At 62.1% G+C, this 26,018-nt stretch carries 25 protein-coding genes and 2 pseudogenes; 22 read left to right on the forward strand and 5 right to left on the reverse strand.

What is annotated here, in order from left to right; translation table 11 throughout:
- Positions 1-88: 88 nt before the first annotated feature.
- Positions 89-1,681 carry an ABC transporter substrate-binding protein gene (locus tag HX855_RS17995; RefSeq protein WP_177086540.1) on the forward strand — a complete coding sequence of 531 codons (1,593 nt, stop codon included), beginning with the start codon at positions 89-91 and terminating at the stop codon, positions 1,679-1,681.
- A 116-nt stretch (positions 1,682-1,797) separates the two neighbouring features.
- Here the strand turns inward: HX855_RS17995 and radC are convergent.
- Positions 1,798-2,471: pseudogene (radC, locus tag HX855_RS18000) on the reverse strand (DNA repair protein RadC).
- Between the two features lie 130 nt (positions 2,472-2,601).
- Between radC and coaBC the strand changes: the two are divergent.
- The 4 genes and pseudogenes from coaBC (at position 2,602) to argB (ending at position 6,873) form a co-directional block, all read left to right on the forward strand.
- Entirely contained in the window at positions 2,602-3,810 is a 1,209-nt protein-coding gene (coaBC, locus tag HX855_RS18005) for a bifunctional phosphopantothenoylcysteine decarboxylase/phosphopantothenate--cysteine ligase CoaBC (RefSeq protein WP_088422070.1), read from the forward strand.
- Positions 3,811-3,815: 5 nt separating this feature from the next.
- A complete protein-coding gene (gene dut / locus HX855_RS18010) occupies positions 3,816-4,271 on the forward strand; it encodes a dUTP diphosphatase (RefSeq protein ID WP_046070088.1) in 456 nt (151 codons plus the stop codon).
- A 258-nt stretch (positions 4,272-4,529) separates the two neighbouring features.
- Positions 4,530-5,945 (forward strand): annotated as a pseudogene (locus HX855_RS18015) (phosphomannomutase/phosphoglucomutase); the annotation flags it as partial.
- 22 nt (positions 5,946-5,967) lie between these two features.
- Entirely contained in the window at positions 5,968-6,873 is a 906-nt protein-coding gene (gene argB, locus HX855_RS18020; RefSeq protein WP_003213275.1) for an acetylglutamate kinase, read from the forward strand.
- Positions 6,874-7,023: 150 nt separating this feature from the next.
- Here the strand turns inward: argB and pyrE are convergent, their stop codons facing one another.
- Complete coding sequence (gene pyrE / locus HX855_RS18025) at positions 7,024-7,671, reverse strand: orotate phosphoribosyltransferase (RefSeq protein WP_177086536.1); 648 nt, start codon at positions 7,669-7,671, stop codon at positions 7,024-7,026.
- 82 nt (positions 7,672-7,753) lie between these two features.
- Here pyrE and HX855_RS18030 point away from each other — a divergent pair, with 82 nt between their 5' ends.
- Positions 7,754-8,533, forward strand: coding sequence for an exodeoxyribonuclease III (locus HX855_RS18030; protein WP_003195493.1), 780 nt, complete (start codon positions 7,754-7,756; stop codon positions 8,531-8,533).
- Between the two features lie 58 nt (positions 8,534-8,591).
- On the opposite strand, the gene HX855_RS18035 is transcribed toward HX855_RS18030, so the two are convergent.
- Together HX855_RS18035 and rph are read right to left on the reverse strand one after the other, a co-directional pair.
- Positions 8,592-8,960: a DUF4870 domain-containing protein gene (locus HX855_RS18035; RefSeq protein WP_177086533.1), complete on the reverse strand. Its 369-nt coding sequence runs from the start codon at positions 8,958-8,960 to the stop codon at positions 8,592-8,594.
- A gap of 22 nt (positions 8,961-8,982) precedes the next feature.
- Complete coding sequence (gene rph / locus HX855_RS18040) at positions 8,983-9,705, reverse strand: ribonuclease PH (RefSeq protein ID WP_003213280.1); 723 nt, start codon at positions 9,703-9,705, stop codon at positions 8,983-8,985.
- 216 nt (positions 9,706-9,921) lie between these two features.
- On the opposite strand from rph, the gene HX855_RS18045 reads away from it, so the two are divergent.
- The 7 genes from HX855_RS18045 (at position 9,922) to HX855_RS18075 (ending at position 16,110) form a co-directional block, all read left to right on the forward strand.
- The gene (locus tag HX855_RS18045; RefSeq protein ID WP_177086531.1) at positions 9,922-10,785 is read left to right on the forward strand and encodes a YicC/YloC family endoribonuclease; all 864 of its coding nucleotides are present in this window, start codon (positions 9,922-9,924) and stop codon (positions 10,783-10,785) included.
- 11 nt (positions 10,786-10,796) lie between these two features.
- Positions 10,797-11,417, forward strand: a complete 621-nt coding sequence (gmk, locus tag HX855_RS18050) for a guanylate kinase (protein WP_010168203.1) — start codon at positions 10,797-10,799, stop codon at positions 11,415-11,417.
- Between the two features lie 167 nt (positions 11,418-11,584).
- Positions 11,585-11,848 carry a DNA-directed RNA polymerase subunit omega gene (gene rpoZ, locus HX855_RS18055; RefSeq protein ID WP_003176920.1) on the forward strand — a complete coding sequence of 88 codons (264 nt, stop codon included), beginning with the start codon at positions 11,585-11,587 and terminating at the stop codon, positions 11,846-11,848.
- Positions 11,849-11,908: 60 nt separating this feature from the next.
- A complete protein-coding gene (gene spoT, locus HX855_RS18060; protein WP_008439435.1) occupies positions 11,909-14,014 on the forward strand; it encodes a bifunctional GTP diphosphokinase/guanosine-3',5'-bis pyrophosphate 3'-pyrophosphohydrolase in 2,106 nt (701 codons plus the stop codon).
- A gap of 24 nt (positions 14,015-14,038) precedes the next feature.
- Positions 14,039-14,419 carry a RidA family protein gene (locus HX855_RS18065; protein ID WP_003213288.1) on the forward strand — a complete coding sequence of 127 codons (381 nt, stop codon included), beginning with the start codon at positions 14,039-14,041 and terminating at the stop codon, positions 14,417-14,419.
- Between the two features lie 63 nt (positions 14,420-14,482).
- Positions 14,483-15,226 (forward strand): hypothetical protein, encoded by a 744-nt coding sequence (locus HX855_RS18070; RefSeq protein ID WP_177086529.1) that lies wholly within the window; start codon positions 14,483-14,485, stop codon positions 15,224-15,226.
- Between the two features lie 149 nt (positions 15,227-15,375).
- On the forward strand, positions 15,376-16,110 hold the full coding sequence (locus tag HX855_RS18075; RefSeq protein ID WP_177086527.1) for a hypothetical protein: 735 nt from the start codon (positions 15,376-15,378) through the stop codon (positions 16,108-16,110).
- A gap of 5 nt (positions 16,111-16,115) precedes the next feature.
- On the opposite strand, the gene HX855_RS18080 is transcribed toward HX855_RS18075, so the two are convergent.
- On the reverse strand, positions 16,116-16,967 hold the full coding sequence (locus HX855_RS18080) for an SDR family oxidoreductase (protein WP_177086525.1): 852 nt from the start codon (positions 16,965-16,967) through the stop codon (positions 16,116-16,118).
- Positions 16,968-17,156: 189 nt separating this feature from the next.
- Here HX855_RS18080 and exbB point away from each other — a divergent pair, with 189 nt between their 5' ends.
- From exbB to HX855_RS18125, 9 genes are all read left to right on the forward strand, one after another.
- A complete protein-coding gene (gene exbB / locus HX855_RS18085) occupies positions 17,157-18,143 on the forward strand; it encodes a tonB-system energizer ExbB (protein WP_177086523.1) in 987 nt (328 codons plus the stop codon).
- A gap of 6 nt (positions 18,144-18,149) precedes the next feature.
- Positions 18,150-18,575, forward strand: coding sequence for a TonB system transport protein ExbD (exbD, locus tag HX855_RS18090; protein ID WP_017476711.1), 426 nt, complete (start codon positions 18,150-18,152; stop codon positions 18,573-18,575).
- Positions 18,572-19,321, forward strand: coding sequence for an energy transducer TonB (locus tag HX855_RS18095; protein WP_177086521.1), 750 nt, complete (start codon positions 18,572-18,574; stop codon positions 19,319-19,321). Before exbD ends, HX855_RS18095 begins: the two co-directional genes overlap by 4 nt.
- A 167-nt stretch (positions 19,322-19,488) precedes the next feature.
- Entirely contained in the window at positions 19,489-19,824 is a 336-nt protein-coding gene (locus tag HX855_RS18100) for a cupredoxin domain-containing protein (RefSeq protein ID WP_177086519.1), read from the forward strand.
- 3 nt (positions 19,825-19,827) lie between these two features.
- Positions 19,828-20,646, forward strand: a complete 819-nt coding sequence (locus tag HX855_RS18105) for an FTR1 family protein (protein WP_177086517.1) — start codon at positions 19,828-19,830, stop codon at positions 20,644-20,646.
- 20 nt (positions 20,647-20,666) lie between these two features.
- Complete coding sequence (locus HX855_RS18110) at positions 20,667-21,197, forward strand: iron transporter (protein WP_024078112.1); 531 nt, start codon at positions 20,667-20,669, stop codon at positions 21,195-21,197.
- A gap of 113 nt (positions 21,198-21,310) precedes the next feature.
- Positions 21,311-22,231: a hydrogen peroxide-inducible genes activator gene (locus HX855_RS18115; RefSeq protein ID WP_003213305.1), complete on the forward strand. Its 921-nt coding sequence runs from the start codon at positions 21,311-21,313 to the stop codon at positions 22,229-22,231.
- Positions 22,232-22,239: 8 nt separating this feature from the next.
- Positions 22,240-24,315 (forward strand): ATP-dependent DNA helicase RecG, encoded by a 2,076-nt coding sequence (recG, locus tag HX855_RS18120; protein WP_177086515.1) that lies wholly within the window; start codon positions 22,240-22,242, stop codon positions 24,313-24,315.
- A 228-nt stretch (positions 24,316-24,543) separates the two neighbouring features.
- The gene (locus HX855_RS18125; RefSeq protein WP_177086514.1) at positions 24,544-25,944 is read left to right on the forward strand and encodes an aminoacyl-tRNA deacylase and HDOD domain-containing protein; all 1,401 of its coding nucleotides are present in this window, start codon (positions 24,544-24,546) and stop codon (positions 25,942-25,944) included.
- Positions 25,945-26,018: the final 74 nt, after the last annotated feature.

Below are 26,018 nucleotides of genomic sequence, written 5' to 3' on the forward strand. Positions count from 1 at the left end.
GCTAGTCATTTGTCAATCAGCCCACTACGGTAGGACTTTTCCAGACTGCACTCGCAGATGGGCCTTCGATCTGCAAAGGAAACCGAATATGCGCCTCGCTGCCCTACCGCTATTGCTAGCCCCTCTTTTTATTGCTGCACATGCCCAGGCGGCCACCACCCTGAGCGTCTGCACCGAAGCCAGCCCCGAAGGCTTCGACGTGGTGCAATACAACTCGCTGACCACCACTAACGCCTCGGCAGACGTATTGATGAACCGCCTGGTGGACTTCGACGCCACCAGCGGCAAGCTGGTCCCGAGCCTGGCAGACAGCTGGGACGTGTCGCCGGACGGCCTGACGTACACCTTCAAGCTGCACCCGGACGTTAAATTCCACCGCACCGACTACTTCACCCCAAGCCGCACCCTGACCGCCGAAGACGTGCGCTTCAGCTTCGAGCGCATGCTGGACCCGGCCAACCCGTGGCACAAGATCGCCCAGAGCGGCTTCCCCCACGCGCAGTCCCTGCAACTGCCCACGCTGATCAAGAAGATCGACGCCCTCGACCCGCTGACCGTGCGCTTTACCCTGGACCACGCCGACTCGACCTTCCTGGCCGCACTGAGCATGGGCTTTGCCTCGATCTACCCGGCGGAATACGCCGATAAACTGCTCAAGGCCGGCACCCCGGAGAAGCTCAACAGCCAGCCTGTCGGCACCGGGCCGTTCATTTTCGGGCGCTTCCAGAAGGACGCAACCATTCGCTACAAGGCCAACCCGGACTACTTCGCCGGCAAGCCTGCGGTGGACAACCTGATCTTTGCGATCACCCCGGACGCCAACGTGCGCCTGCAGAGATTGCGTCGCGATGAGTGCCAGATCGCCTTGTCGCCCAAGCCGCTGGATATCGATGCCGCCAAGAAAGACCCGGACCTGAAGATCGAGAAAACCGCGGCCTTCATGACCGCGTTTGTCGCCATCAACAGCCAGCACCCGCCTTTGGACAAGCCGGAAGTGCGCCAGGCAATCAACCTGGCCTTCGACAAGGCCAGCTACCTCAAGGCCGTGTTCGAAGGCACTGCCGAAGCCGCCAACGGCCCTTACCCGCCCAATACCTGGAGCTACGCCAAGGACTTGCCGGGCTATCCGCAAGACATCGCCAAGGCCAAGCAGCTGCTGGATCGTGCCGGGCTCAAGGATGGCTTCAAGACCACCATCTGGACCCGGCCGTCAGGCAGCCTGCTTAACCCCAACCCAAGCCTGGGGGCGCAATTGCTGCAAGCGGATCTGGCCAAGGTCGGCATCGAGGCTGAGATCCGTGTGATTGAGTGGGGCGAGCTGATCCGCCGCGCCAAGGCGGGTGAGCACGACCTGCTGTTCATGGGCTGGGCCGGCGACAACGGCGACCCGGATAACTTCCTCACGCCGCAGTTCTCCTGCGCGGCAGTGAAGTCCGGCACCAACTTCGCCCGTTACTGCGACCCGGCGCTGGACAAGTTGATCAGCGCCGGCAAGACCACCAGCGAACAGGGGGTGCGCAGCAAGCTGTATCAGCAGGCCCAGGCGCAGATCCAGCAACAGGCACTGTGGGTGCCGCTGGCCCATCCGACCGTTTTTGCGCTGACTCGCAAGAATGTCGAGGGGTACCAGGTGAGCCCGTTCGGGCGCCAGGATTACTCGAAAGTCAGCGTCAAGCCATAATCCTGGCCCCCTGTAGGCGCGAGCTTGCTCGCGCAGGTCGTCAACGATAAAGCGGGAAACCCGAGACCCAACGGTGCCCTCAGGTTTTTCGCGAGCAAGCTCGCTCCTACTGACCCCTAAATCCATCCATATTCCGCCATCGACAGCGGGTCACCCTCCCCCACAATGATGTGGTCCAGCACGCGCACGTCCACCATCTCCAGGGCCTTTTGCAGCACTTTGGTCATTTTTCGATCAGCGATGCTGGGCTCGGCGCTGCCGGAAGGATGGTTGTGACACAGGATCAGCGCCGCGGCGTTGTAGTCCAGGGCACGCTTGACCACTTGCCGGGGTAAACGGTGGCACTGTCGATGGTGCCTTGAAACAGCTTCTCGAACCCCAGCACCCGATGTTTGGAGTCGAGAAACAGGCAGCCAAATATCTCGTGAGGCTCATGGCGTAACAGCGCCTTCAGGTAGTCGCGCACCGCCTCCGGGCTTTCCAGCACCGAATCGCAGCGCAGGCGCTCAGCCAGATGGCGACGGGCCATTTCCAGCACGGCCTGGAGCTGGGCAAACTTCGCCGGCCCCAACCCCAGGTGCTGACTGAACACCAACTGCCGGGCCTCCATCAGTGCCCGCAGGCTGCCAAATTGCGCCAGCAGGTGCCGCGCCAGGTCGACGGCACTTTTACCGGCCACCCCGGTGCGCAGAAAAATCGCCAGCAATTCGGCGTCGGAAAGACTCGCCGCACCCAACTCCAACAGCTTCTCCCGCGGACGCTCTGCCGCAGGCCAATCGCGAATACTCATGGCACCTCCATGTGCATGTGCGCCGCTGTTGCATGGCGGGCGCTGTGGTATCTTAGGCCATCTTTTTGCGTGCGATTTCACCTGGGGAGGGGGCATCGCAACGCCATCACTGAACTGGAAAGGCAAGCCAATGCAGCGTCTGTATCGGAAACGCATCGTTCTCGGCGTCGGCGGCGGCATTGCCGCCTACAAAAGCGCAGAGCTGGTTCGCAGGCTCCTGGACCAAGGCGCCGAAGTGCGCGTGGTCATGACCCGTGGCGGCAGTGAATTCATTACCCCGCTGACCATGCAAGCCTTGTCCGGCCACCCGGTTCACCTCGACCTGCTGGACCCCGCGGCCGAAGCTGCCATGGGCCACATCGAGCTGGCCAAGTGGGCCGACCTGGTACTGATCGCCCCGGCCACCGCCGACCTGATCGCCCGCCTGGCCCAAGGCATTGCCGACGACCTGCTGACCACCCTGGTGCTGGCCACCGACGCCACCGTCGCCATCGCCCCGGCCATGAACCAGGCCATGTGGCGCGACCCGGCCACCCAGGCCAACACCCAACTCCTGCAAAGCCGCGGCCTCAAGGTCTTCGGCCCGGCCTCCGGCAGCCAGGCCTGTGGCGACGTGGGCATGGGCCGCATGCTCGAAGCCACCGACCTCGCCCAATGCGCCGCCGACTGCTTCCAGCACCTGGCCCTGACCGGCAAGCACGTGCTGATCACCGCCGGCCCGACCCAGGAAAACATCGACCCGGTGCGCTACATCACCAACCATAGCTCAGGAAAAATGGGCTTTGCCCTGGCTGAAGCGGCGGTCGAGGCAGGCGCCCGGGTAACCCTGATCACCGGCCCGGTGCATCTGCCGACCCCGGATCGTGTCACGCGAATCGACGTAGTCAGCGCCCGCGACATGCTGGCGGCCTGTGAGGCAGCGATTCCCTGCGACCTGTTTATCGCCTCGGCAGCGGTGGCGGACTACCGCCCGGAAGTGGTTGCACCGCAGAAACTCAAGAAAGACCCTACAAGCGGCGACGGCCTGCTCCTGCAAATGGTCCGTAACCCGGACATTCTGGCCACCATCGCCACCCGCGCAGACCGCCCGTTCAGTGTCGGCTTCGCCGCCGAAACCGAGCATTTGCTGGACTACGCCGCACGCAAATTGAAAGACAAAAACCTCGACCTGATTGTCGCCAACGATGTCGCCAACCCGAGCATCGGCTTCAACAGCGAGGAAAACGCCATCAGCGTGATCGACCGCGAGTTGCACGCTACCGTTTTCGCCCAGACCAGCAAGGGCAAGATTGCCCGCCAACTGATCTCTTTTATCGCCCTACGGCTGAACCAGGTTTAATTTCCATGCACGCTTTGCAAGCCAAGATCCTCGACCCCCGCATCGGCAACGAATTCCCGCTGCCGGCCTACGCCACGCCAGGCTCCGCCGGCCTCGACCTGCGCGCCATGCTCAAACAGGACACCGTGCTTGAGCCGGGCCAGACCATTCTGATTCCCACCGGCCTGTCGATCTACGTGGGCGACCCTGGCCTGGCGGCGCTGATCCTGCCGCGCTCCGGCCTGGGTCACAAACACGGCATCGTCCTCGGCAACCTGGTGGGCCTGATCGATTCGGACTACCAGGGCGAGTTGATGGTGTCGTGCTGGAACCGTGGCCAGACCGCGTTCAACATTGCCATCGGCGAGCGGATTGCCCAGTTGGTGCTCGTACCGGTGGTACAGGCGCACTTCGAGCTGGTCGAAGAGTTCGACGAAACCCAGCGCGGTGCAGGTGGCTTCGGGCATTCCGGCAGCCACTGACTAAGCTGAATTGACTTAGCCGAACACGCCGGGTGCCTCACCCGGCCTGACGCCAACGCATGGCCTTTCAGGATGAAGAATGCGCGGAACTTATCAGCAAGATTTCCCCAGTGAAATCAGGGCATTAAGCGGGCGAAAGGGCGGTGCTTCGGCGCCGATGGCACTTTTGCACCACGAACTCTATGCCAAAAACGCCGTCTTACCCTTCAGTTTGAGCCTGCCGGTCAGCACCCTTGAGGCCAGCCCCGCCCTTTTCAGATGGAGTTCCCCCCCGCAATGAGCAACGCAGCCCGAGTCGCCCCGACATTTCCCGACAGCATTTTCCGCGCCTATGACATCCGTGGCGTGGTCCCCAAGACCCTGACCGCCGAGACCGCCTACTGGATCGGCCGCGCCATTGGCTCCCAGAGCCTGGCCCAGGGCGAGCCTGACGTTTCCGTGGGCCGTGACGGCCGCCTGTCCGGCCCCGAGCTGGTGGAGCAACTGATCCAGGGCCTGGCCGACAGCGGCTGCCATGTCAGCGACGTGGGCCTGGTGCCGACGCCTGCGCTGTACTACGCGGCCAACGTACTGGCCGGCAAGTCGGGCGTGATGCTCACCGGCAGCCACAACCCGTCGGACTACAACGGCTTCAAGATCGTCATCGCCGGCGATACCCTGGCCAACGAACAGATCCAGGCCCTGCATACCCGCCTGAAAACCAACGACCTGACCAGCGGCGCCGGCACGATCACCCAGGTTGAGATCCTCGATCGTTATTCGGACGAGATCACCCGCGACGTCAAACTCGCCCGCCGCCTGAAGGTGGTGGTGGACTGCGGCAACGGCGCGGCCGGCGTGATCGCCCCGCAATTGATCGAAGCCCTGAACTGCGAAGTGATCCCGCTGTTCTGCGAGGTCGACGGCAACTTCCCGAACCACCACCCGGACCCGGGCAAGCCTGAAAACCTGGTGGACCTGATCGCCAAGGTCAAGGAAACCGGCGCCGACCTCGGCCTGGCTTTCGACGGCGACGGCGACCGCGTCGGCGTGGTGACCAACACCGGTAATATCGTGTTCCCGGACCGCCTGCTGATGCTGTTTGCCCGCGACGTGGTGGCCCGCAACCCGGGCGCCGAGATCATCTTCGACGTCAAATGCACCCGCCGCCTGACGCCGCTGATCAAGGAATACGGCGGTCGTCCGCTAATGTGGAAGACCGGCCACTCGTTGATCAAAAAGAAAATGAAGGAAACCGGCGCCCTGCTGGCCGGCGAAATGAGCGGCCACGTGTTCTTCAAGGAACGCTGGTTCGGTTTTGACGACGGCATTTACAGCGCCGCCCGTCTGCTGGAGATCCTCAGCAAGGAAAAATCCACCGCAGAAGACCTGTTTGCAACCTTCCCGGATGATATTTCTACGCCAGAGATCAATATCCATGTGACCGAAGAGAGCAAATTCAGCATCATTGACGCACTGCACGATGCGCAATGGGGCGAAGGCGCCAACCTGACCACCATTGACGGTGTGCGGGTCGATTACGCCAAAGGCTGGGGCCTGGTTCGCGCATCCAACACCACACCGGTGCTGGTGCTGCGTTTCGAGGCGGATTCCGAGGCTGAGTTGCAGCGCATCAAGGACGTGTTCCACGCCCAGTTGAAACGTGTTGCCCCTGATCTCCAATTACCGTTCTGATTTTTTTGCACCGGAGCCCTGAATGACCCTCGAACGCGAAGCCGCCGCCAACACCGCCAAGGTCCTTTCCGAAGCGTTGCCTTACATTCGACGCTACGTCGGCAAGACGCTGGTGATCAAGTACGGCGGCAATGCCATGGAAAGCGACGAGCTGAAAACCGGCTTTGCCCGCGACATCGTGTTGATGAAAGCCGTCGGGATCAACCCGGTGGTGGTGCACGGTGGCGGCCCGCAAATCGGTGACCTGCTCAAGCGCCTGTCCATCGAGAGTCACTTCATCGACGGCATGCGCGTCACCGACGCCCAGACCATGGACGTGGTGGAGATGGTCCTCGGCGGCCAGGTGAACAAAGACATCGTCAACCTGATCAACCGCCACGGCGGCAGCGCCATTGGCCTGACCGGCAAGGACGCCGAGCTGATCCGCGCGAAGAAACTCACCGTGACCCGCAAGACCCCGGAGATGACCCAGCCGGAAATCATCGACATCGGCCAGGTGGGCGAAGTGATCGGAATCAACACCGATCTGCTGAACCTGCTGGTGAAGGGCGATTTCATTCCGGTGATCGCGCCAATCGGCGTCGGTGCCAACGGTGAGTCCTACAACATCAACGCCGACCTGGTGGCCGGCAAGGTGGCCGAGGCGCTGAAGGCCGAGAAGCTGATGCTGCTGACCAACATCGCCGGCTTGATGGACAAGGAAGGCAAGGTCTTGACCGGCCTGACGACCCAGCAAGTGGACGACCTGATCGCCGACGGCACCATCTACGGCGGCATGCTGCCGAAGATCCGTTGTGCACTGGAAGCGGTGCAAGGCGGCGTCGGCAGCTCGTTGATCCTGGACGGCCGGGTGCCGAATGCGATCCTGTTGGAAATCTTCACCGACACGGGTGTGGGTACCCTGATCAGCAATCGCAAGCGCCCTTAAGCGCTAAAAAAAGCCCCACCTCTGTAGGAGCGAGCTTGCTCGCGAAGAACGTTAACGATGACGCGTTTATTCTGGATAAACGCGGCGCCTTCAAGTTTTTCGCGAGCAAGCTCGCTCCTACAAGGGATGGGGCTTTTTGTTGTGCCGCGATTATTGAACGCCGAACTGCTCGCGATAGGCCTTCACCGCCGGCAAATGCTGCTTGAGCTGTGGGTCATCTTCCAGGAACTGCAACACCTGGTTCAGGGACACGATACTCACGACAGGAATGCCAAAATCACGTTCCACTTCCTGGATCGCCGACAATTCACCGTTGCCGCGCTCCTGGCGGTTCAGTGCGATCAGCACGCCGGCAGCCTTGGCGCCGTCCTGGGAAGCGATGATCTGCATCACTTCGCGAATCGCCGTACCGGCGGTGATCACGTCATCGATGATCAGCACATCGCCCTTGAGCGGCGCGCCCACCAGGCTACCGCCTTCACCGTGGGCCTTGGCTTCCTTGCGGTTGAAGCACCAAGGCAAATCAAGCCCGTGATGTTCAGCCAACGCCACGGCAGTCGCTGCGGCCAGGGGAATGCCCTTGTAGGCCGGGCCGAACAGCACGTCGAAGGAAATACCGCTTTCAACGATGGCGGCCGCATAGAAACGGCCCAGCTGCGCCAGGGCAGAACCCGAGTTGAAAAGGCCGGCATTGAAGAAGTAAGGGCTGGTGCGCCCGGACTTCAAAGTGAACTCACCGAAGCGCAATACGCCGCGATCGATGGCAAAACGAATGAAATCGCGTTGATACGCCTGCATGAAAAAAGCCTCAGATACCACGGATTTAGCTAATTAGGTAGACGGCGTGTATCATACACGCACGCGATTTTTGGGGCCATTTATGCGGATCATCAGTGTGAACGTCAATGGTATTCAGGCTGCAGTCGAGCGTGGTTTGCTCAGTTGGCTGCAAGCCCAGAATGCCGACGTCATCTGCCTGCAGGACACCCGCGCCTCCGCCTTTGAACTGGACGACCCAGCCTTCCAACTGGATGGCTACTTCCTTTATGCCTGTGATGCCGAAGTCCCCACCCAAGGTGGCGTGGCTTTGTATTCGCGGTTGCAACCCAAGGCGGTCATCAGCGGCCTCGGCTTCGAGACAGCCGACCGCTACGGGCGCTACCTGCAAGCCGATTTCGATAAGGTCAGCATCGCGACCTTGCTGCTTCCATCAGGGCAGAATGGCGACGAAGACTTGAACCAGAAGTTCAAGCTAATGGACGACTTCGCCCGTTACCTGGATAAACAGCGGCGCAAACGTCGCGAGTACATTTACTGTGGCTCGCTGTACGTGGCGCAACAGAAGCTGGATATCAAGAACTGGCGCGACAGCCAGCAATCCCCGGGCTTTTTGGCGCCGGAACGGGCCTGGATGGACGAGATTGTCGGCAACATGGGCTATGTGGATGCCCTGCGGGAAGTCAGCCGCGAAGGCGACCAGTACAGCTGGTGGCCGGATAACGAACAGGCCGAGATGCTCAACCTGGGCTGGCGCTTTGACTACCAGCTGCTGACGCCTGGCCTGCGCCGTTTCGTACGCAGCGCACGCTTGCCACGCCAGCCGCGCTTCTCGCAGCACGCGCCGCTGATCGTGGACTACGACTGGACGCTGACCATCTAAGGTCTTTTTCCAGGCACAAAAAAACCGACATCGCTGTCGGTTTTTTTGTGGGCGGTGGTTATTTGATCAACCGCAACGTCCACGGATAACGATAAGCCACGCCCTTGTTGGCCTTGATGCCCGCAATGATCGTCATCACCACCGCGCCGATCACCAGGACGGTCATCAGCACAAAGCCGACCACGATGAAGCCCAACAGGAAGCAGACCGCCCAGGCAATGCCCACGGTGATCTGGAAATTCAGCGCTTCCTTGCCCTGGTCATCAATGAACGGGTCTGCGTCCTTCTTCACCTGCCAGAGAATCAAGGGCCCCAGCAGGCTGCCGAACGGGAACATCAACCCGAAGAACGCCGCGAAGTGACAGAGCATCGCCCACTGGCGAACTTCCTTGGACGGTGTCGGCAGTGGAAGTTGGCTGTCACTCATGGCGTAGCTCCTTGGGATTGACTCAGTCCGCCAGGGCGGCGTTCTGCAGTTCGAAGATCTCGGTCATGCCTTTCTGGGCCAGGGCCAGCATGGCGTTCAGGTCCGCCGGCTGGAATGGCGCGCCTTCGGCGGTGCCCTGCACTTCGATGAAACCACCGGTGCTGGTCATCACCACGTTCAGGTCGGTCTCGGCAGCCGAATCTTCAAGATAGTCCAGATCCAGCACAGGCTCGCCCTGATACATGCCGACCGACACCGCCGCGATCATCTGCTTGAGCGGATCGCCGCCTTTCAGGCCGCCGCGCTTCTTGATGACTTTGAGCGCGTCAACCAGGGCAACCATGGCGCCGGTGATGGACGCCGTGCGGGTGCCGCCGTCGGCCTGGATCACGTCGCAGTCGACGTACAGGGTCACGTCGCCCAGCTTGGACATGTCCAGCGCAGCGCGCAGGGAACGACCGATCAGGCGCTGGATTTCCAGGGTGCGGCCGCCTTGCTTGCCACGGCTGGCTTCACGCTGGTTACGCTCGCCAGTGGCGCGGGGCAGCATGCCGTATTCGGCGGTCAACCAACCCTGGCCCTGGCCCTTGAGGAAACGCGGCACGCCGTTTTCGACGCTGACGGTGCAGATAACCTTGGTATCGCCAAACTCGACCAGTACAGATCCCTCGGCGTGTTTGGTGTAGTTGCGGGTGATGCGGATCGAGCGGAGCTGATCGGCAGCGCGACCACTTGGACGTTTCATAGGGGATACCTGTACGGAGGACGAAAAACTGCCGAGCATTATAGAGCCGCCAGCCCTGATCGGCACGGCTAAAAAATCCTGTTACAAACCCGCGGCCCGAAGCCACTGTTTGGGGCACCCGTCCCGTTGAGCTACAATCCTGCGCCTTCGCAGCCTGTCGGCTTCAATCTACCCATCAGCCCGCCCGTTTGCGGGACTGCATCGCGAGGTACCTCCATGGTGCACAGCATGACCGCCTTCGCCCGCGTCGAAAAAGCCGGCGTCCAAGGCACCCTGAGCTGGGAATTGCGCTCGGTCAACAGCCGCTACCTGGAGCCGCACCTGCGCCTGCCGGAATCGTTTCGCGACCTCGAAGGCGCGGTCCGTGAAGCGCTGCGCCAGGGCATTTCCCGCGGCAAGCTGGAATGCACCCTGCGCTTTACCGAAGAAACCACCGGCAAGCCGCTGCAGGTTGATCGCGAGCGCGCCGCTCAACTGGTCGCCGCCGCCGAAACCATCGCCGGCCTGATCAAGCAGCCTGCCGCCATCAACCCGCTGGAAGTGCTGGCCTGGCCTGGCGTGCTGGTGGCCGACGCCAGCGACCCGCAAGCCCTGAATGCCGAAGCCCTGGCGCTGTTCAACCAGGGCTTGAAGGAGCTCAAGGCTGGCCGCGAACGCGAAGGTGCCGAACTGGCCCGCCTGATCAGCGACCGCCTGACTTCCATCGAAGGCGACGTGGTGACCCTGCGCGAACTGGTGCCGCAGATGCTCGCCACCCAGCGCCAGAAGGTCCTCGACCGCTTCGCCGACATGCAGGCCGAGCTGGATCCGGTGCGCCTTGAGCAAGAGATGGTCCTGCTGGCCCAAAAGAGCGACGTGGCCGAAGAACTCGACCGCCTGAGCACCCACATCCTGGAAGTGCGCCGGGTGCTGAAATCTGCCGGTGCCGCCGGTCGGCGCCTGGACTTCCTGATGCAGGAACTCAACCGCGAAGCCAATACACTGGGCTCCAAAGCCTTTGATCCGCGCAGCACACAGGCGGCGGTCAACCTCAAAGTGTTGATCGAGCAAATGCGCGAACAAGTACAGAATATCGAGTAAGGCACCCTGACATGACCCACAGCACCGGCACCCTCTACATCATTTCTGCCCCATCGGGCGCGGGCAAAAGCAGCCTGGTCAAAGCCCTGACCGACGCTGACGAGCAGATCCGCATCTCGGTGTCCCACACCACCCGCGCCATGCGCCCGGGTGAAGTGAACGGCGTGCACTACCACTTCGTCGAGCGCACCGAGTTCGTGAAGATGATCGAGCACGGTGATTTCCTGGAGCGCGCTGAAGTCTTCGGCAACCTCTACGGCACCTCCCAAAGCCACCTGCAGCAGACCCTGGACGAAGGCCACGACCTGATCCTGGAAATCGACTGGCAGGGCGCCGAGCAAGTGCGCCAGCTGATGCCCAAGGCCCGTTCGATCTTCATCCTGCCGCCGTCGCTTGAAGCGCTGCACCAGCGCCTGACCAACCGTGGCCAGGACAGCGACGAGATCATCGAAGGCCGCATGCGCGAAGCCGTCAGTGAAATGAGCCACTACGTCGACTACGACTACCTGATCATCAATGACGATTTCGCCCACGCCCTGGACGATCTGAAGGCGATTTTCCGCACCAATCAGCTCCAGCAAAAGCGTCAGCAGCAGCGTTTCGGTAAATTATTGGCCGAACTGCTCGGCTGATTGGCTCTTCCCAAAACCGCTGCAAGGGCTTTACATTGGCACTTGTAGCGCGTTTGCGATGGCCTGCGAAAAATCAGCGCTTCCCTAAACGCTGGTGATTTTTTAAACTGTTCAGTCCGCTCGCCCAACCGGGCAGCGCGCATATTGCATTCGCTCCGAGGAATACCATGGCCCGCGTAACCGTTGAAGACTGCCTAGAACACGTGGATAACCGCTTTGAGCTGGTCATGCTCTCTACCAAGCGTGCCCGTCAACTGGCCACTGGCGGCAAAGAGCCCCTGGTCCAGTGGGAAAACGACAAGCCTACCGTTGTAGCCCTGCGTGAAATCGCTGAGGGCCTGATGAGCTACGAGTTCATCGCCAACGCCGAAATCGTTGAAGACGAACCGCTGTTTGCAGCGTTCGAGGACGAGTCCAACGAGGCCGTCTAAGCCTATGCCTGGTCGACGTAGCACGGCGCGGGGTCACAGCCAACGGCAGGAGTTAATACTTTGCCGAGCATAGACGCCCTCGCCGATCGCTTATCGACCTACCTCGGCCCAGACCAGGTCAACCTGGTCCGCCGAGCGTATTTCTACGCCGAACAAGCCCACGACGGCCAACGCCGCCGCAGTGGCGAGGCGTATGTCACCCATCCTCTTGCGGTGGCAAATATTCTGGCCGACATGCACATGGACCATCAGAGTTTGATGGCCGCGATGCTGCATGACGTGATCGAAGACACCGGCATTGCCAAGGAAGCGCTCAGTGCGCAATTTGGCGAAACCGTGGCCGAACTGGTCGACGGGGTCAGCAAACTGACCCAGATGAACTTCGAGACCAAGGCCGAAGCCCAGGCGGAAAACTTCCAGAAAATGGCCATGGCCATGGCCCGGGACATCCGGGTGATCCTGGTCAAGCTGGCCGACCGGCTGCACAACATGCGCACGCTGGAAGTGCTGTCCGGTGAAAAACGCCGGCGCATCGCCAAGGAAACCCTGGAAATCTACGCGCCCATCGCCAACCGGCTGGGCATGCACGCCATTCGTATCGAGTTCGAAGACCTCGGCTTCAAAGCCATGCACCCGATGCGTTCGGCGCGCATCTACCAGGCGGTCAAACGCGCCCGGGGCAATCGCAAGGAAATCGTCAACAAGATCGAAGAGTCCCTGAGCCATTGCCTGGCGATCGACGAGATCGAGGGCGAAGTCAGCGGCCGGCAGAAACACATCTACGGCATCTACAAGAAGATGCGCGGCAAGCGTCGGGCCTTCAACGAAATCATGGACGTGTACGCGTTCCGGATCATCGTCGACAAGGTCGATACCTGCTACCGCGTGCTGGGCGCTGTACATAATTTGTACAAACCCCTGCCGGGACGCTTCAAGGACTACATCGCGATTCCCAAGGCCAACGGCTATCAGTCGCTGCATACCACGCTGTTTGGCATGCACGGGGTGCCGATCGAGATCCAGATTCGCACCCGCGAAATGGAAGAGATGGCCAACAACGGCATCGCCGCCCATTGGCTGTACAAGTCCACCGGCGACGAGCAGCCAAAAGGCACCCACGCCCGCGCACGCCAGTGGGTCAAGGGCGTGCTGGAAATGCAGCAACGTGCCGGCAACTCTCTCGAATTTATCGAAAGCGTGAAGATCGACCTGTTCCCGGACGAGGTCTACGTGTTCACGCCCAAAGGCCGGATCATGGAGCTGCCCAAAGGCTCCACAGCGGTCGACTTTGCCTACGCGGTACACACCGACGTGGGTAACAGCTGCATAGCCTGTCGGATCAATCGCCGACTGGCCCCGCTGTCGGAACCGCTGCAGAGTGGTTCCACGGTGGAGATCGTCAGCGCACCGGGCGCACGCCCGAACCCGGCCTGGCTGAACTTCGTGGTCACCGGCAAAGCCCGCACCCACATCCGCCACGCCCTGAAACTGCAACGCCGTTCCGAGTCCATCAGCCTGGGCGAACGCCTGCTGAACAAGGTGCTCAACGGCTTCGACAGCTCCCTGGACAAGATCCCGGCCGAACGCGTGCAGGCGATGCTCCACGAGTACCGCCAGGAACTGATCGAAGACTTGCTGGAAGACATCGGCCTGGGCAATCGCATGGCCTATGTGGTCGCCCGCCGCCTGCTGGGCGAAGGCGAACAATTGCCAAGCCCCGAAGGCCCGCTGGCGATTCGCGGCACCGAAGGGCTGGTGCTCAGCTACGCCAAGTGCTGCACGCCGATCCCGGGCGACCCGATTGTCGGTCACCTGTCCGCAGGCAAAGGCATGGTGGTGCACCTGGACAACTGCCGCAATATCAGTGAAATCCGTCATAACCCCGAGAAATGCATCCAGCTTTCGTGGGCCAAGGATGTCACCGGCGAATTCAACGTCGAGCTGCGGGTGGAGCTGGAACACCAGCGCGGCCTGATCGCTTTGCTGGCCAGCAGCGTCAATGCGGCCGACGGCAATATCGAGAAAATCAGCATGGACGAACGCGATGGCCGCATCAGCGTGGTCCAACTGGTGGTCAGCGTGCACGACCGTGTGCACCTGGCCCGCGTGATCAAGAAACTGCGCGCCCTGACCGGGGTGATCCGCATCACCCGCATGCGCGCCTAGCCCATCCATTACAAGGAGTCATTCATGACCAAGACTGTTATCACCAGCGACAAGGCACCAGCAGCAATCGGTACTTACTCCCAGGCGATCAAGGCGGGCAATACCGTCTACATGTCCGGCCAGATTCCACTGGACCCAAAAACCATGGAGCTGGTTGAAGGCTTTGAAGCCCAAACCATCCAGGTCTTCGAAAACCTGAAGTCGGTAGCCGAAGCCGCAGGCGGTTCGTTCAAGGACATCGTCAAACTGAACATCTTCCTCACCGACCTGAGCCACTTCGCCAAGGTCAACGAGATCATGGGCAAGTACTTCGAACAACCGTACCCAGCCCGCGCCGCCATCGGCGTTGCCGCCCTGCCAAAGGGTGCACAGGTTGAGATGGACGCCATTCTGGTCATCGAGTAAAACATCCGGCGCAGCACTTCCACAGGAAGGCTGCGCCGAATTGGTTCTTGGAAGGATTTCGTAATGCGCAAAGCGCTCGTTGCCTCTTCGTTGCTCGCCCTGCTGCTCGGCGGCTGCGCCAGCAATCCCGCCGACCTGGATGTGAGCGGCACCTGGATCAACCAGGCCGCCATCGATGCGGCAGCCAAGGGCGGCCCTTTGCGTGAAGCCCTGCAGAGCTATGGTCCAAACCTCGAATGGGAGGTGAACACCAAGGCCTCTCAGGCCCGCTACTACAACGGCTTTGAAGTGGCTGAAGGCAAGTTGCTGGGTGAAAAATCCGGCGCCTGGAGTGTGGATTTCTACGGCAGCTCCGCCACCGAGCTCAAGCGTAAAGGCAAACAACTGCTGCAAACGGCCAATGACAATGAGCCCGAACAACTGTTCGCCCGCGCCAAGGACCCCGCCCCCGAAGGCGCGCCACTGGGCGCCAACTTCGAGCGCACGCTGTACGCCGCCTACATGGGCGGCACCTGGAAAATCAGCAGCGGCAATGGCGAAGGCGCGACGGTGCAGTTCCAGGCCAATGGCCAGGTAACCGGCTTGCCGGGCGCCGATCAGTACTCGTTGTGCCTGGCGGGCGATTGCGCCTCCATGAGCGGTGGCTACGACAGCATCTGGCTGCAGCTGAACGGCCAGGGCAACCCGTGGATCTTTGCGCGCAAGGGCAAGCAACTGGAGATTTTCCAGGCGATCAACACCGCTCAGGCTGACGAGGTCCCCTCGTTTACTCCCGGGCCGCGACAGTGGTTGCTGGAAAAACAGTGATACCTGCTTTCTGTAGGAGCGAGCTTGCTCGCGAAGGGCGTCAACGATAACGCTGGCATCCTGAATTAACGCGGTGTCTTGGCGTTTTTCGCGAGCACGCTCGCTCCCACATTGGGCCCCATGGTTTTTACCGTCCAGGGATTGCCCCCATGCGCACATTACTGGTCATTAGCCTGATCCTGCTGGGCGGCTGCATGCATGCGCCGCAAACACCGGACATCAGCGGGCTGTGGATCAACCAGGCAGCCATCGACTCAGCCGCCCAAGGCAGGCCCTTGCTGCGAGCCCTTGATGCTCACGGCATGAACCTGGAATGGAACATCGACACCCGCAACGGCAAGGCACAAGTCAGCAATGCGTTCGAGCTGGGCGAAGGTCAATTGCTGCCGAAGGCGCCGGGCGCATGGACCGTCGACTACAACGGCCATGGCGCCGACGAGCTTCGATCGGATGGCAAGCAGTTGATCCAGCTCCCCACAGAACGTTACGCCGGGCAAGTGTTTATACGCCCTGACCCGCCGCCCCCCTCGGGAGAGAAATGGGGCACAACCTTCCGGCAGGCGCTGAACTCAGCCTATATGGCCGGCCAGTGGAAAATCATTGAAGGCCAAGGCACCGGCAACATCGTGGTGTTCACGGCGGATGGCCGCGTGTCAGGCCTGGCGCAAAACGACCGGTACGAGCTGTGCCTGGGCGGCGATTGCGCCACCCAGGGTGCTGGCAATGACACCCTCTACCTGGGCAAGGGCGATGTCGGCGACGGCTGGATTTTCGTCCGCTACGGCAAGCGACTCGAGATTCTCAAGGCGATCAACCTGTCCCAGCCCGACGAAATCCCCCAACTCACTCCGGGCCCGCGCCGGTGGCTACTGGAAAAGCGCTGAAGCGATCAACCCTCAAGAATCGCCGCGTAGCCTTCGCGATAACTTGGGTACCTCGGCACCCAGCCCAACGCCTTGGCACGGGCATTACTGCACTGCTTGCTGCCCGCCCGCCGTACGCTGGCGTTCTCGGCCCATTCGGTCACACCAAGGTACTCGCGCAACCAGCCCACCACGTCGGCCAACGGTGCCGGAGCATCATCAACGCCGATGTAGCACTTATCCAGCACACCGCCCTGCTCCACACGTTGCAACAAAAACGCCAGCAACCCTGCGGCGTCATCCGCGTGGATCCGGTTGCCATATAACGGCGGATCGATCGCCACGCGATAACCCTGGCGCACCTGGCTCAACAGCCATTCACGACCCGGACCATAAATGCCGGTGAGGCGTACGACACTCGCTGGAATGCCGCTGTTCAACGCCACTTGCTCGGCTTCCAGCATCACTTGCCCGGAATAACCGCCCGCCTGGGTCTCGGAGCTTTCGTCCACCCACTCACCGTTCTGCTGCCCATACACACTGCTGCTGGATACAAACAGCAGATGCTTGGGCGCCTGGCCGTAGTCGTTCAACCACTCCAGCACATGCTGCAACCCTTGCACGTACGCTGCGCGATAGCCGGCTTCGTCGTGATCAGTGGCCGCCGCGCAATACACCAGGTAATCCACCCCGCCCACCGGCCAGGTGTCGGGGCAGTCTTCATTGAACAGGTCGCCGGCAATCCCGATAACGCCCTTGGGCAGGCGCGAGGTATCCCGGCGCAGGCCATGAACCTCCCAACCCTGGGCCAGCAATTGGGTGGCCAGACGGCTACCGACATCGCCGCAACCGGCAATCACCACAGAAGGCGCAGACATCACAAAACTCCGTTCTTAAAGGTGAAGATTAGCCCCCGCACATGACCAGCGGCCAGCAAAACGACAAATAAAGTAACCGTATTGCTTCTGTTAACAAGAATTACTTGCAATAATGACCGCCCTTTTGTCCTCGGCCCGCCAGGGTCTGGAAGGACGACCACTCATTTTTTTCTCTCAGGTCCGGCCAGCATGACACGCAATATATTCCCCGCTTCGCCAACCAAGACTCACAGCCCAACCCGCGCCTGGCGTGCGATTGCCGCAGTGCTGTTCAGCGTTCTGCTGGCACCGACCGCCGCGTTCGCCGACAACACCGCGCCGGCCACCCAGCCTGCTGCCACCGCGCCAGCTCACGAGCAAAACGCTCCTGCGCCGGCGGCTGCACCCGCTGCCACCGACCCGGCACTGGCCGCCGAAGGCGCACCGGCTGACGGTTCCGGCGCTGTGCTGGAAGAAGACAACAGCCTGGGCATGGCCCACGACCTGTCGCCCTGGGGCATGTACCAGAACGCTGACATCATCGTGAAGATCGTGATGATCGGCCTGGCCATCGCCTCGATCATCACCTGGACCATCTGGATCGCCAAAGGCTTCGAGCTGCTGGGCGCCAAGCGTCGTCTGCGTACTGAAATCGTCCACCTGAAAAAAGCCGCCACCCTGAAAGAAGCCAGCGAAAGCGCGGCGAAAAAGGGCACCCTGGCCCATCTGCTGGTTCACGACGCACTCGAAGAAATGCGCCTGTCGGCCAACAGCCGCGAAAAAGAAGGCATCAAGGAACGCGTCAGCTTCCGCCTGGAGCGCCTGGTTGCCGCCTGCGGTCGCAACATGAGCAACGGCACCGGCGTGCTGGCCACCATCGGTTCCACCGCGCCCTTCGTCGGCCTGTTCGGCACCGTGTGGGGCATCATGAACAGCTTTATCGGCATCGCCAAAACCCAGACCACCAACCTTGCCGTCGTGGCGCCCGGCATCGCCGAAGCCCTGTTGGCAACCGCCCTGGGCCTGGTTGCGGCGATTCCTGCGGTGGTCATCTATAACGTCTTCGCCCGTTCGATCGCCGGCTACAAGGCCCAGGTGTCGGACGCTTCGGCGGAAGTCCTGTTGCTGGTCAGCCGTGACCTCGATCACCTGCCTTCCGAGCGCAGCTCGCAACCGCATATGGTGAAAGTGGGGTAATCGGCCATGGGCCTGCATTTGAATCAAGGCGACGACGAGCTCGTCGAGAACCACGAAATCAACGTCACACCGTTTATCGACGTGATGCTGGTGCTGCTGATCATCTTCATGGTGGCCGCACCGCTGGCCACCGTGGACATCAAGGTCGACCTGCCTGCTTCCAGCGCGAAACCTGCGCCGCGGCCAGAGAAGCCGATATTCCTCAGCGTCAAGGCAGACCAGCGTCTGTTCCTGGGCGAAGAAGAAGTCAAATCCGAAACCCTGGGCGCGGTGCTTGACGCCAAGACTCAGGGCAAGAAAGACACGACGATCTTCTTCCAGGCCGACAAGGGCGTGGACTACGGCGACCTGATGAGCGTGATGGATGCCCTGCGGGCAGCCGGCTACCTCAAGGTAGGCCTGGTCGGACTTGAGACGGCAGCCAAGAAATGATCACGACGCGCCACAAACTGACGCGTTATGGCACCAGCCTCGCCGTCGTACTGGGCGTCCACGCCGTCGCGATCATCATCGCGCTCCAGTGGTCGGCGCCACATACGGTCCAACTGCCACCGGCGGCCATGGTCATCGACCTGGCACCCCTGCCGGCGCCGCCACCTCCGGCCCCGCCGAAGGTGATTACGCCGCCACAGCCGCCAGCGCCGGTGGAAGAGTTGCCATTGCCGAAACTGGCCGAGGCACCGAAGCCGACGATCCAGGTACCCAAGCCGGTCAAGCCCAAGCCGAAACCACAGCCGCCCAAGCCGGTGGAGAAGAAGCCCGACCCGCCCAAGGAAAAACCTTCCGAAGAGCCGCCGAGCGAAACTCCGCAGAACAACGCGCCTACGGAAAAGTCCGCTCAGCCACAACCGGGCCCTTCACCGCAGCAGATCGCGGCCAAGGCCACCTGGGAAAGTACCCTGCTGGGCCACCTGCAGAAGTACAAGAAGTACCCGCCGGGCGCCCAGGCGCGTGGCAAGGAAGGCCTGAACCGCTTGCGTTTCGTGGTGGATGCCGATGGCAACGTGCTGTCCTATGAGCTGGTGGGCCGCTCCGGCAACGCCGACCTGGACCGCGCCACCCTCGACATGATCCGTCGCGCCCAGCCGCTGCCCAAGCCGCCGGCCGACATGTTGAAAGGCGGTAGCATCGAGATCGTTGCGCCGTTCGTTTACAACATCGAAAAACGTCGCCGGTAACCCTCACCGTGGGCACTCTCGGGTGCCTACGGCGGTTGCTTCATCCTCGCGCTTCACCGCAACCTGAACCAGGGTTGAACGGGCCTCTACCTAACGCCATCTTCACTTGTAACATTTAACGACAACATTAATCATCCGCGAATAATTCTCATTAGCGGACGTTCGGCATGCCTATCCTTGCCCGGCTGGCTCTCCTCCTACTGGCTTTTCCCGTCGCAGCGCAGGCGGATCATCTGGTCACCCTGGTCATTCAAAACCACACCTTCAGTCCCTCACATTTCGAGGTGCCGGCCGGTGAGCGTTTTCGCATTCAACTCACCAGCCATGACGAAAGCGTCGATGAGTTCGAAAGCTATGACATGAAATTCGAAAAAATCATCGTCCCCGGTAACACCATCACGGTGTTTGCCGGCCCGCTCCATCCCGGCACCTACACGTTCTTCGATGACTACCACCCGGACCAGGCCAAAGGCACGGTCACTGCCGTCGCGGCCAAGGAGTAAGCCATGCTGGCCTGTCTGTTGATCGTGTTTCGTGAAGTACTGGAAGCCGGGATCGTGGTGGGGATCGTAATGGCCGCCACCCAGGGCCTGGCAAGACGCGGGCTGTTTATCGGCGGAGGGATCGCGGCCGGCGTGCTGGGCGCGGGCATCCTGGCGCTGTTTACCGGCGCGATCACCCAGGCGCTGCAAGGCTTCGGCCAGGAGATTTTCAACGCGGCCATTCTGGTGGTCGCTGTGGTCATGCTGGGCTGGCACAACCTGTGGATGGCCAGCCATGGACGTGAGCTGGCCACCCAACTGCGCAGCGCCGGCAATGCGGTACTCAACGGCGAAAAATCACTCTGGGCCCTGGCCGTGGTCATCACCGTGGCCGTGCTGCGCGAAGGCTCGGAAATCGTGCTGTTCCTCTATGGCATCGCCGCATCGAGCCAGGCAGATCCGCTGTCGATGCTGACCGGCGGCGTGCTCGGCATCGCCGCCGGCGCGGCGCTGTCCTGGTTGATGTACCGCGGCCTGGTTGCCATCAGCCTCAAGCGCCTGTTCTCGATTACCGGCTGGATGATCGCCTTGCTCGCCGCCGGCATGGCCGGTCGGGCCGCCGCGATCCTAGCCGGTATCGACCTGATTCCCGCCTGGGGCTACCAACTCTGGGACACCTCCTGGCTGGTCTCCGATGGCAGCCTCACCGGCCGCGCCCTGACCGCGCTGGTGGGCTACACCGACCGGCCGCTGGGCGTCCAACTGGTCGCCTGGTCCGTCACCCTTGCGCTCCTGGTGCTGGGTAACCGCTTGCTGCATTCACGCCCGACGCAATCCCGTTAACTGTCCCAAGGAGCCCCACCATGAAACACCTGCGCAACCCCTTGGCCACCGCACTGGTACTTGTCAGCGCCCTGGCCGCTTCCACCCTGACCCAAGCCCGCGAGTACCCGATTGGCGGGCCCGTCCAGGTCAACGACATGGAAATCGCCTCCTCCTACCTGGTGGGCATCGAAATGGCCCCCATGCCACCGGGCATGGTGATGAGCAAGGATTCGGTGCACCTCGAGACGGATGTGCATGCCACCGCCGACAATAAGTACGGCCTGTCCAACGGCGAGTGGGTGCCCTACCTGACCATCACCTACTCGCTGGTCAAGCAGGGGTCGCCCGATTACAAGGAAATCGGCACGCTGCTGCCGATGGTGGCCAAAGACGGTGCCCACTACGCCAACAACGTGAAGATGGACGGCCCTGGCACCTACACCGTGGTGCTGCGCTATGAAAGCCCGCAAATCAAAGGTTTCTTCCACCATGTGGACAAGGAAACCGGCGTACCGGAATGGTGGGGCCCCTTCACCAAAACCTTCACCTTCAAATACCCGCAAAGCTGACAGCCTGCACACGACACCTGATTACCAGGTGTCGTAAACCCCATGCTGTCTGATAACGTGCGTCTATCGATTGCAGCCGGTATGCTTGGCCCGCAACCTCATGGACGCCCGCTATGACTCTTACAGAATTACGCTACATCGTTACCCTCGCCCAAGAGCAGCACTTCGGCCACGCGGCCGAGCGTTGCCACGTCAGCCAGCCGACGCTGTCGGTGGGTGTGAAGAAGCTTGAAGACGAACTCGGTGTGCTGATTTTCGAGCGCAGCAAAAGCGCCGTGCGCCTCACGCCCGTCGGCGAAGGCATCGTCGCCCAGGCCCAGAAGGTCCTGGAACAGGCCCAAAGCATTCGCGAGCTGGCCCAGGCCGGCAAAAACCAGCTGACCGCACCGCTGAAAGTCGGCGCCATCTACACCGTCGGCCCGTACCTGTTCCCGCACTTGATTCCGCAACTGCACCGCGTCGCGCCGCAGATGCCGCTGTATATCGAAGAAAACTTCACCCACGTGCTGCGGGACAAACTGCGCAACGGCGAGTTGGACGCAATCATTATCGCCCTGCCGTTCAACGAGGCCGACGTGCTGACCCTGCCGCTCTACGATGAGCCGTTCTACGTGCTGATGCCGGCGTCCCACCCTTGGACGCAGAAAGACACCATCGACGCGGGCCTGCTCAACGACAAGAGCCTGCTGTTGCTGGGCGAAGGCCACTGCTTCCGCGACCAGGTACTGGAAGCCTGCCCGACCCTGACCAAGGGCAACGACGGCGCCAAGCACACCACCGTGGAATCCAGTTCCCTGGAGACCATTCGCCATATGGTCGCCTCCGGCCTGGGCATTTCGATCCTGCCGCTGTCGGCGGTCGACAGCCATCACTACGCCCCGGGCGTGATCGCCGTGCGCCCACTGACGCCGCCGGTACCGTTCCGCACCGTGGCGATTGCCTGGCGTGCGAGCTTCCCGCGGCCCAAAGCCATTGAAATCCTCGCCGACTCGATCCGCCTGTGTTCGGTGGCCAAGCCGCCTGCTGCGAGCTAAGTAACGGTATGACTGAGCTGTCGCAGGTGTCGGTGACGGCACTCAAGGGTGTCGGGGAGGCCATGGCCGAGAAATTGGCCAAGGTCGGCCTGGAAAATCTCCAGGACGTGCTGTTCCACCTGCCCCTGCGTTACCAGGACCGCACCCGCGTGGTGCCCATCGGCCAGTTGCGCCCCGGGCAGGACGCGGTGGTCGAAGGCACCGTCAGCGGCGCCGACGTGGTAATGGGCAAGCGCCGCAGTCTGGTGGTGCGCCTGCAGGACGGCACCGGCGGCCTGAGCCTGCGCTTCTACCATTTCAGCAACGCCCAGAAAGAAGGCCTCAAGCGCGGCACCCGCGTGCGCTGCTACGGCGAAGCCCGGCCCGGCGCGTCGGGGCTGGAAATCTACCACCCGGAATACCGCGCCATTACCGGCGACGAGCCGCCGCCGGTGGACACCACGCTCACGCCGATTTACCCGCTCACCGAAGGCCTGACTCAGCAGCGCTTGCGCCAATTGTGCACGCAGACCCTGACGATGCTCGGGCCAAAAAGCCTGCCCGACTGGCTGCCTCAGGAACTGGCGCGCGACTACCAACTGGCGCCGCTGGATGATGCGATCCGTTACCTGCATCACCCACCGGCCGACGCCGACGTCGACGAACTGGCCCTAGGTCATCACTGGGCCCAACATCGCCTGGCGTTCGAAGAACTGCTGACCCACCAACTGTCCCAGCAGCGCCTGCGCGAGAGCATGCGTTCGCTGCGGGCGCCGGCCATGCCCAAGGCCACGCGCCTGCCGGCGCAATACCTGGCCAACCTGGGGTTTGCACCCACCGGCGCCCAGCAGCGGGTGGGCAATGAAATCGCCTACGACCTGAGCCAGAAAGAACCGATGCTGCGGCTGATCCAGGGCGACGTAGGCGCGGGTAAAACCGTGGTCGCCGCCCTCGCCGCGCTGCAAGCCCTCGAAGCCGGCTATCAGGTGGCGCTGATGGCACCCACCGAGATTCTCGCCGAGCAGCACTTCATCACCTTCAAGCGCTGGCTCGAACCCCTGGGCCTGGAAGTCGCGTGGCTGGCCGGCAAGCTCAAGGGCAAGAACCGCGTAGCCGCCCTGGAGCAGATCGCCGCCGGCGCCCCGATGGTGGTGGGCACCCACGCGCTGTTCCAGGACGAAGTGAAGTTCAAGAACCTGGCGCTGGTGATCATCGACGAGCAGCACCGCTTTGGCGTGCAGCAGCGCCTGGCCCTGCGCCAGAAAGGCGTGGGCGGCCGCATGAGCCCGCATCAGTTGATCATGACCGCCACACCGATCCCGCGCACCTTGGCCATGAGCGCCTACGCCGACCTCGACACCTCGATCCTCGACGAACTGCCGCCGGGCCGAACGCCGGTCAACACCGTGCTGGTCACCGACACCCGCCGGGTGGAAGTGATCGAACGGGTGCGCGGCGCCTGCGCCGAAGGCCGTCAGGCGTATTGGGTGTGCACGCTGATCGAAGAGTCGGAAGAGCTGACCTGCCAGGCCGCCGAAACCACCTACGAAGACCTCACCAGCGCCTTGGGCGAACTCAAGGTCGGGCTGATCCACGGCCGCATGAAGCCGGTGGAAAAGGCCGCGGTGATGGCGGAGTTCAAGGCCGGCAACCTGCAACTGCTGGTGGCGACCACGGTGATCGAAGTGGGCGTCGACGTGCCCAACGCCAGCCTGATGATCATCGAAAACCCCGAGCGCCTGGGCCTGGCGCAGTTGCACCAGTTACGCGGCCGCGTGGGCCGAGGCAGCGCCGCCAGTCATTGCGTGCTGCTGTACCACCCGCCACTGTCGCAGATCGGGCGCCAGCGCCTGGGCATCATGCGTGAGACCAACGACGGTTTCGTGATCGCCGAAAAAGACCTCGAACTGCGCGGCCCCGGCGAAATGCTCGGCACCCGCCAGACCGGCCTGCTGCAATTCAAGGTGGCCGACCTGATGCGCGATGCCGACCTGCTGCCCGCCGTGCGCGATGCCGCCCAGGCGTTGATCGAGCGCTGGCCGGAACATGTCAGCCCATTGCTCGATCGCTGGCTTCGACATGGCCAGCAATACGGCCAAGTGTGACGGCTGACTCACTGTAGGAGCGAGGGGGACGCCTAGTTCTTGCTCGCGAAAAACCTGAGGGCGCCGCGTTGAATCAGAATACCCGCGTCAGCGTTAACGACCTTCGCGAGCAAGCTCGCTCCTACAGGCGCCTGCAATAGCCGACAGTGTCACAAACCGCACTTAGTCAACCAACACTTGTATCAAGCTGGTTATACTCCAATGACTGTAGGAAATTGGATTCAGGCCATGTCAGAAGTTGCCCTCGCCACAGCCCCGCCGACCGCTCCCTCGGTGATTCGGACGCTGCTTGCAAAGCTCGCCATCAGCTACACGGAAGTTACCGACCGCCCTGGCCTGAACCCGGCACAAAAGGTTCAGGCCGTGCTGCTCGATGATGCCGTGGGTGCACTCATGGTGATGTTTCCGCAGAACCAGCTGCTTGACCTCAATCGCCTGGCCGAGCTCACCGGCCGGCGCCTCACGGCGGTGTCGGCGGAACGTCTCGAGCGCATGCTCGGCAAGCACAGCCTGAGCCTGCTGCCCGGCCTGCCGCCGCTGACCAGCTCCCCGTGCCTGTACGAAGAAAGCCTGCTGCGTGAACCCACCGTGCTGGTTCACTCGGGCGAGGCCGGGCTGCTGCTGGAGATCTCCAGCGACGCCTTCAAGAGCATGCTGACCAAAGCCAGCGCCGCCAGTTTCGGCGAGCCGCTGAGCAGCATCCGACCGAACCTGGATCGCCCCAACGACGACCGCGAAGAAATCACCCAAGCGATGCAGGCGTTCACCGCCCGCCGCATCCAGCAGCGCCTGGAAGCGACCATCGAGATTCCACCGCTGGCCGACACGGCGCAGAAGATCATCAAGCTGCGGGTCGACCCCAACGCCACCATCGACGACATCACCGGTGTGGTGGAAACCGACCCGGCCCTGGCGGCCCAAGTGGTGAGCTGGGCGGCATCGCCCTACTACGCCTCGCCGGGCAAGATCCGCTCGGTGGAGGACGCCATCGTGCGCGTGCTGGGCTTTGACCTGGTGATCAACCTTGCACTGGGCCTGGCCCTGGGCAAGACCCTGAGCCTGCCCAAGGACCACCCGCAACAGGCCACGCCGTACTGGCACCAGTCGATCTACACCGCCGCCGTGATCGAAGGCCTGACCCGCGCCATGCCCCGCGCCCAGCGCCCGGAAGCCGGCCTGACCTACCTGGCGGGGCTGCTGCACAACTTCGGCTACCTGTTGCTGGCCCACGTGTTCCCGCCGCATTTCTCGCTGATCTGCCGGCACCTGGAGGTCAACCCGCACCTGTGTCACAGCTACGTCGAACAGCACCTGCTGGGCATCAGCCGCGAGCAGATCGGTGCGTGGTTGATGCGTTATTGGGACATGCCGGACGAACTGTCCACCGCCCTGCGCTTCCAGCACGACCCGACTTACGACGGGCAATACGCCGAATACCCGAACCTGGTGTGCCTGGCCGTGCGTTTGTTGCGCAGCCGAGGGATCGGTTCAGGGCCGGATGAAGACATCCCGGACGAACTGCTTGAACGCCTGGGGCTGACCCGGGACAAGGCGGAAGACGTGGTGGCTAAAGTGCTGGATGCGGAAACGTTGTTGCGGGAGCTGGCATCCCAGTTCAGCCAGGCCTGAAGCCTCAGGAGATCAATGTGGCGAGGGAGCTTGCTCCCGTTGGAGTGCGCAGCACTCCCAAAAAAGCCGGGGCC

It is taken from the genome of Pseudomonas sp. IPO3778 (assembly GCF_013386825.1).
In the GTDB taxonomy this organism is placed as follows: Bacteria; Pseudomonadota; Gammaproteobacteria; order Pseudomonadales; family Pseudomonadaceae; genus Aquipseudomonas.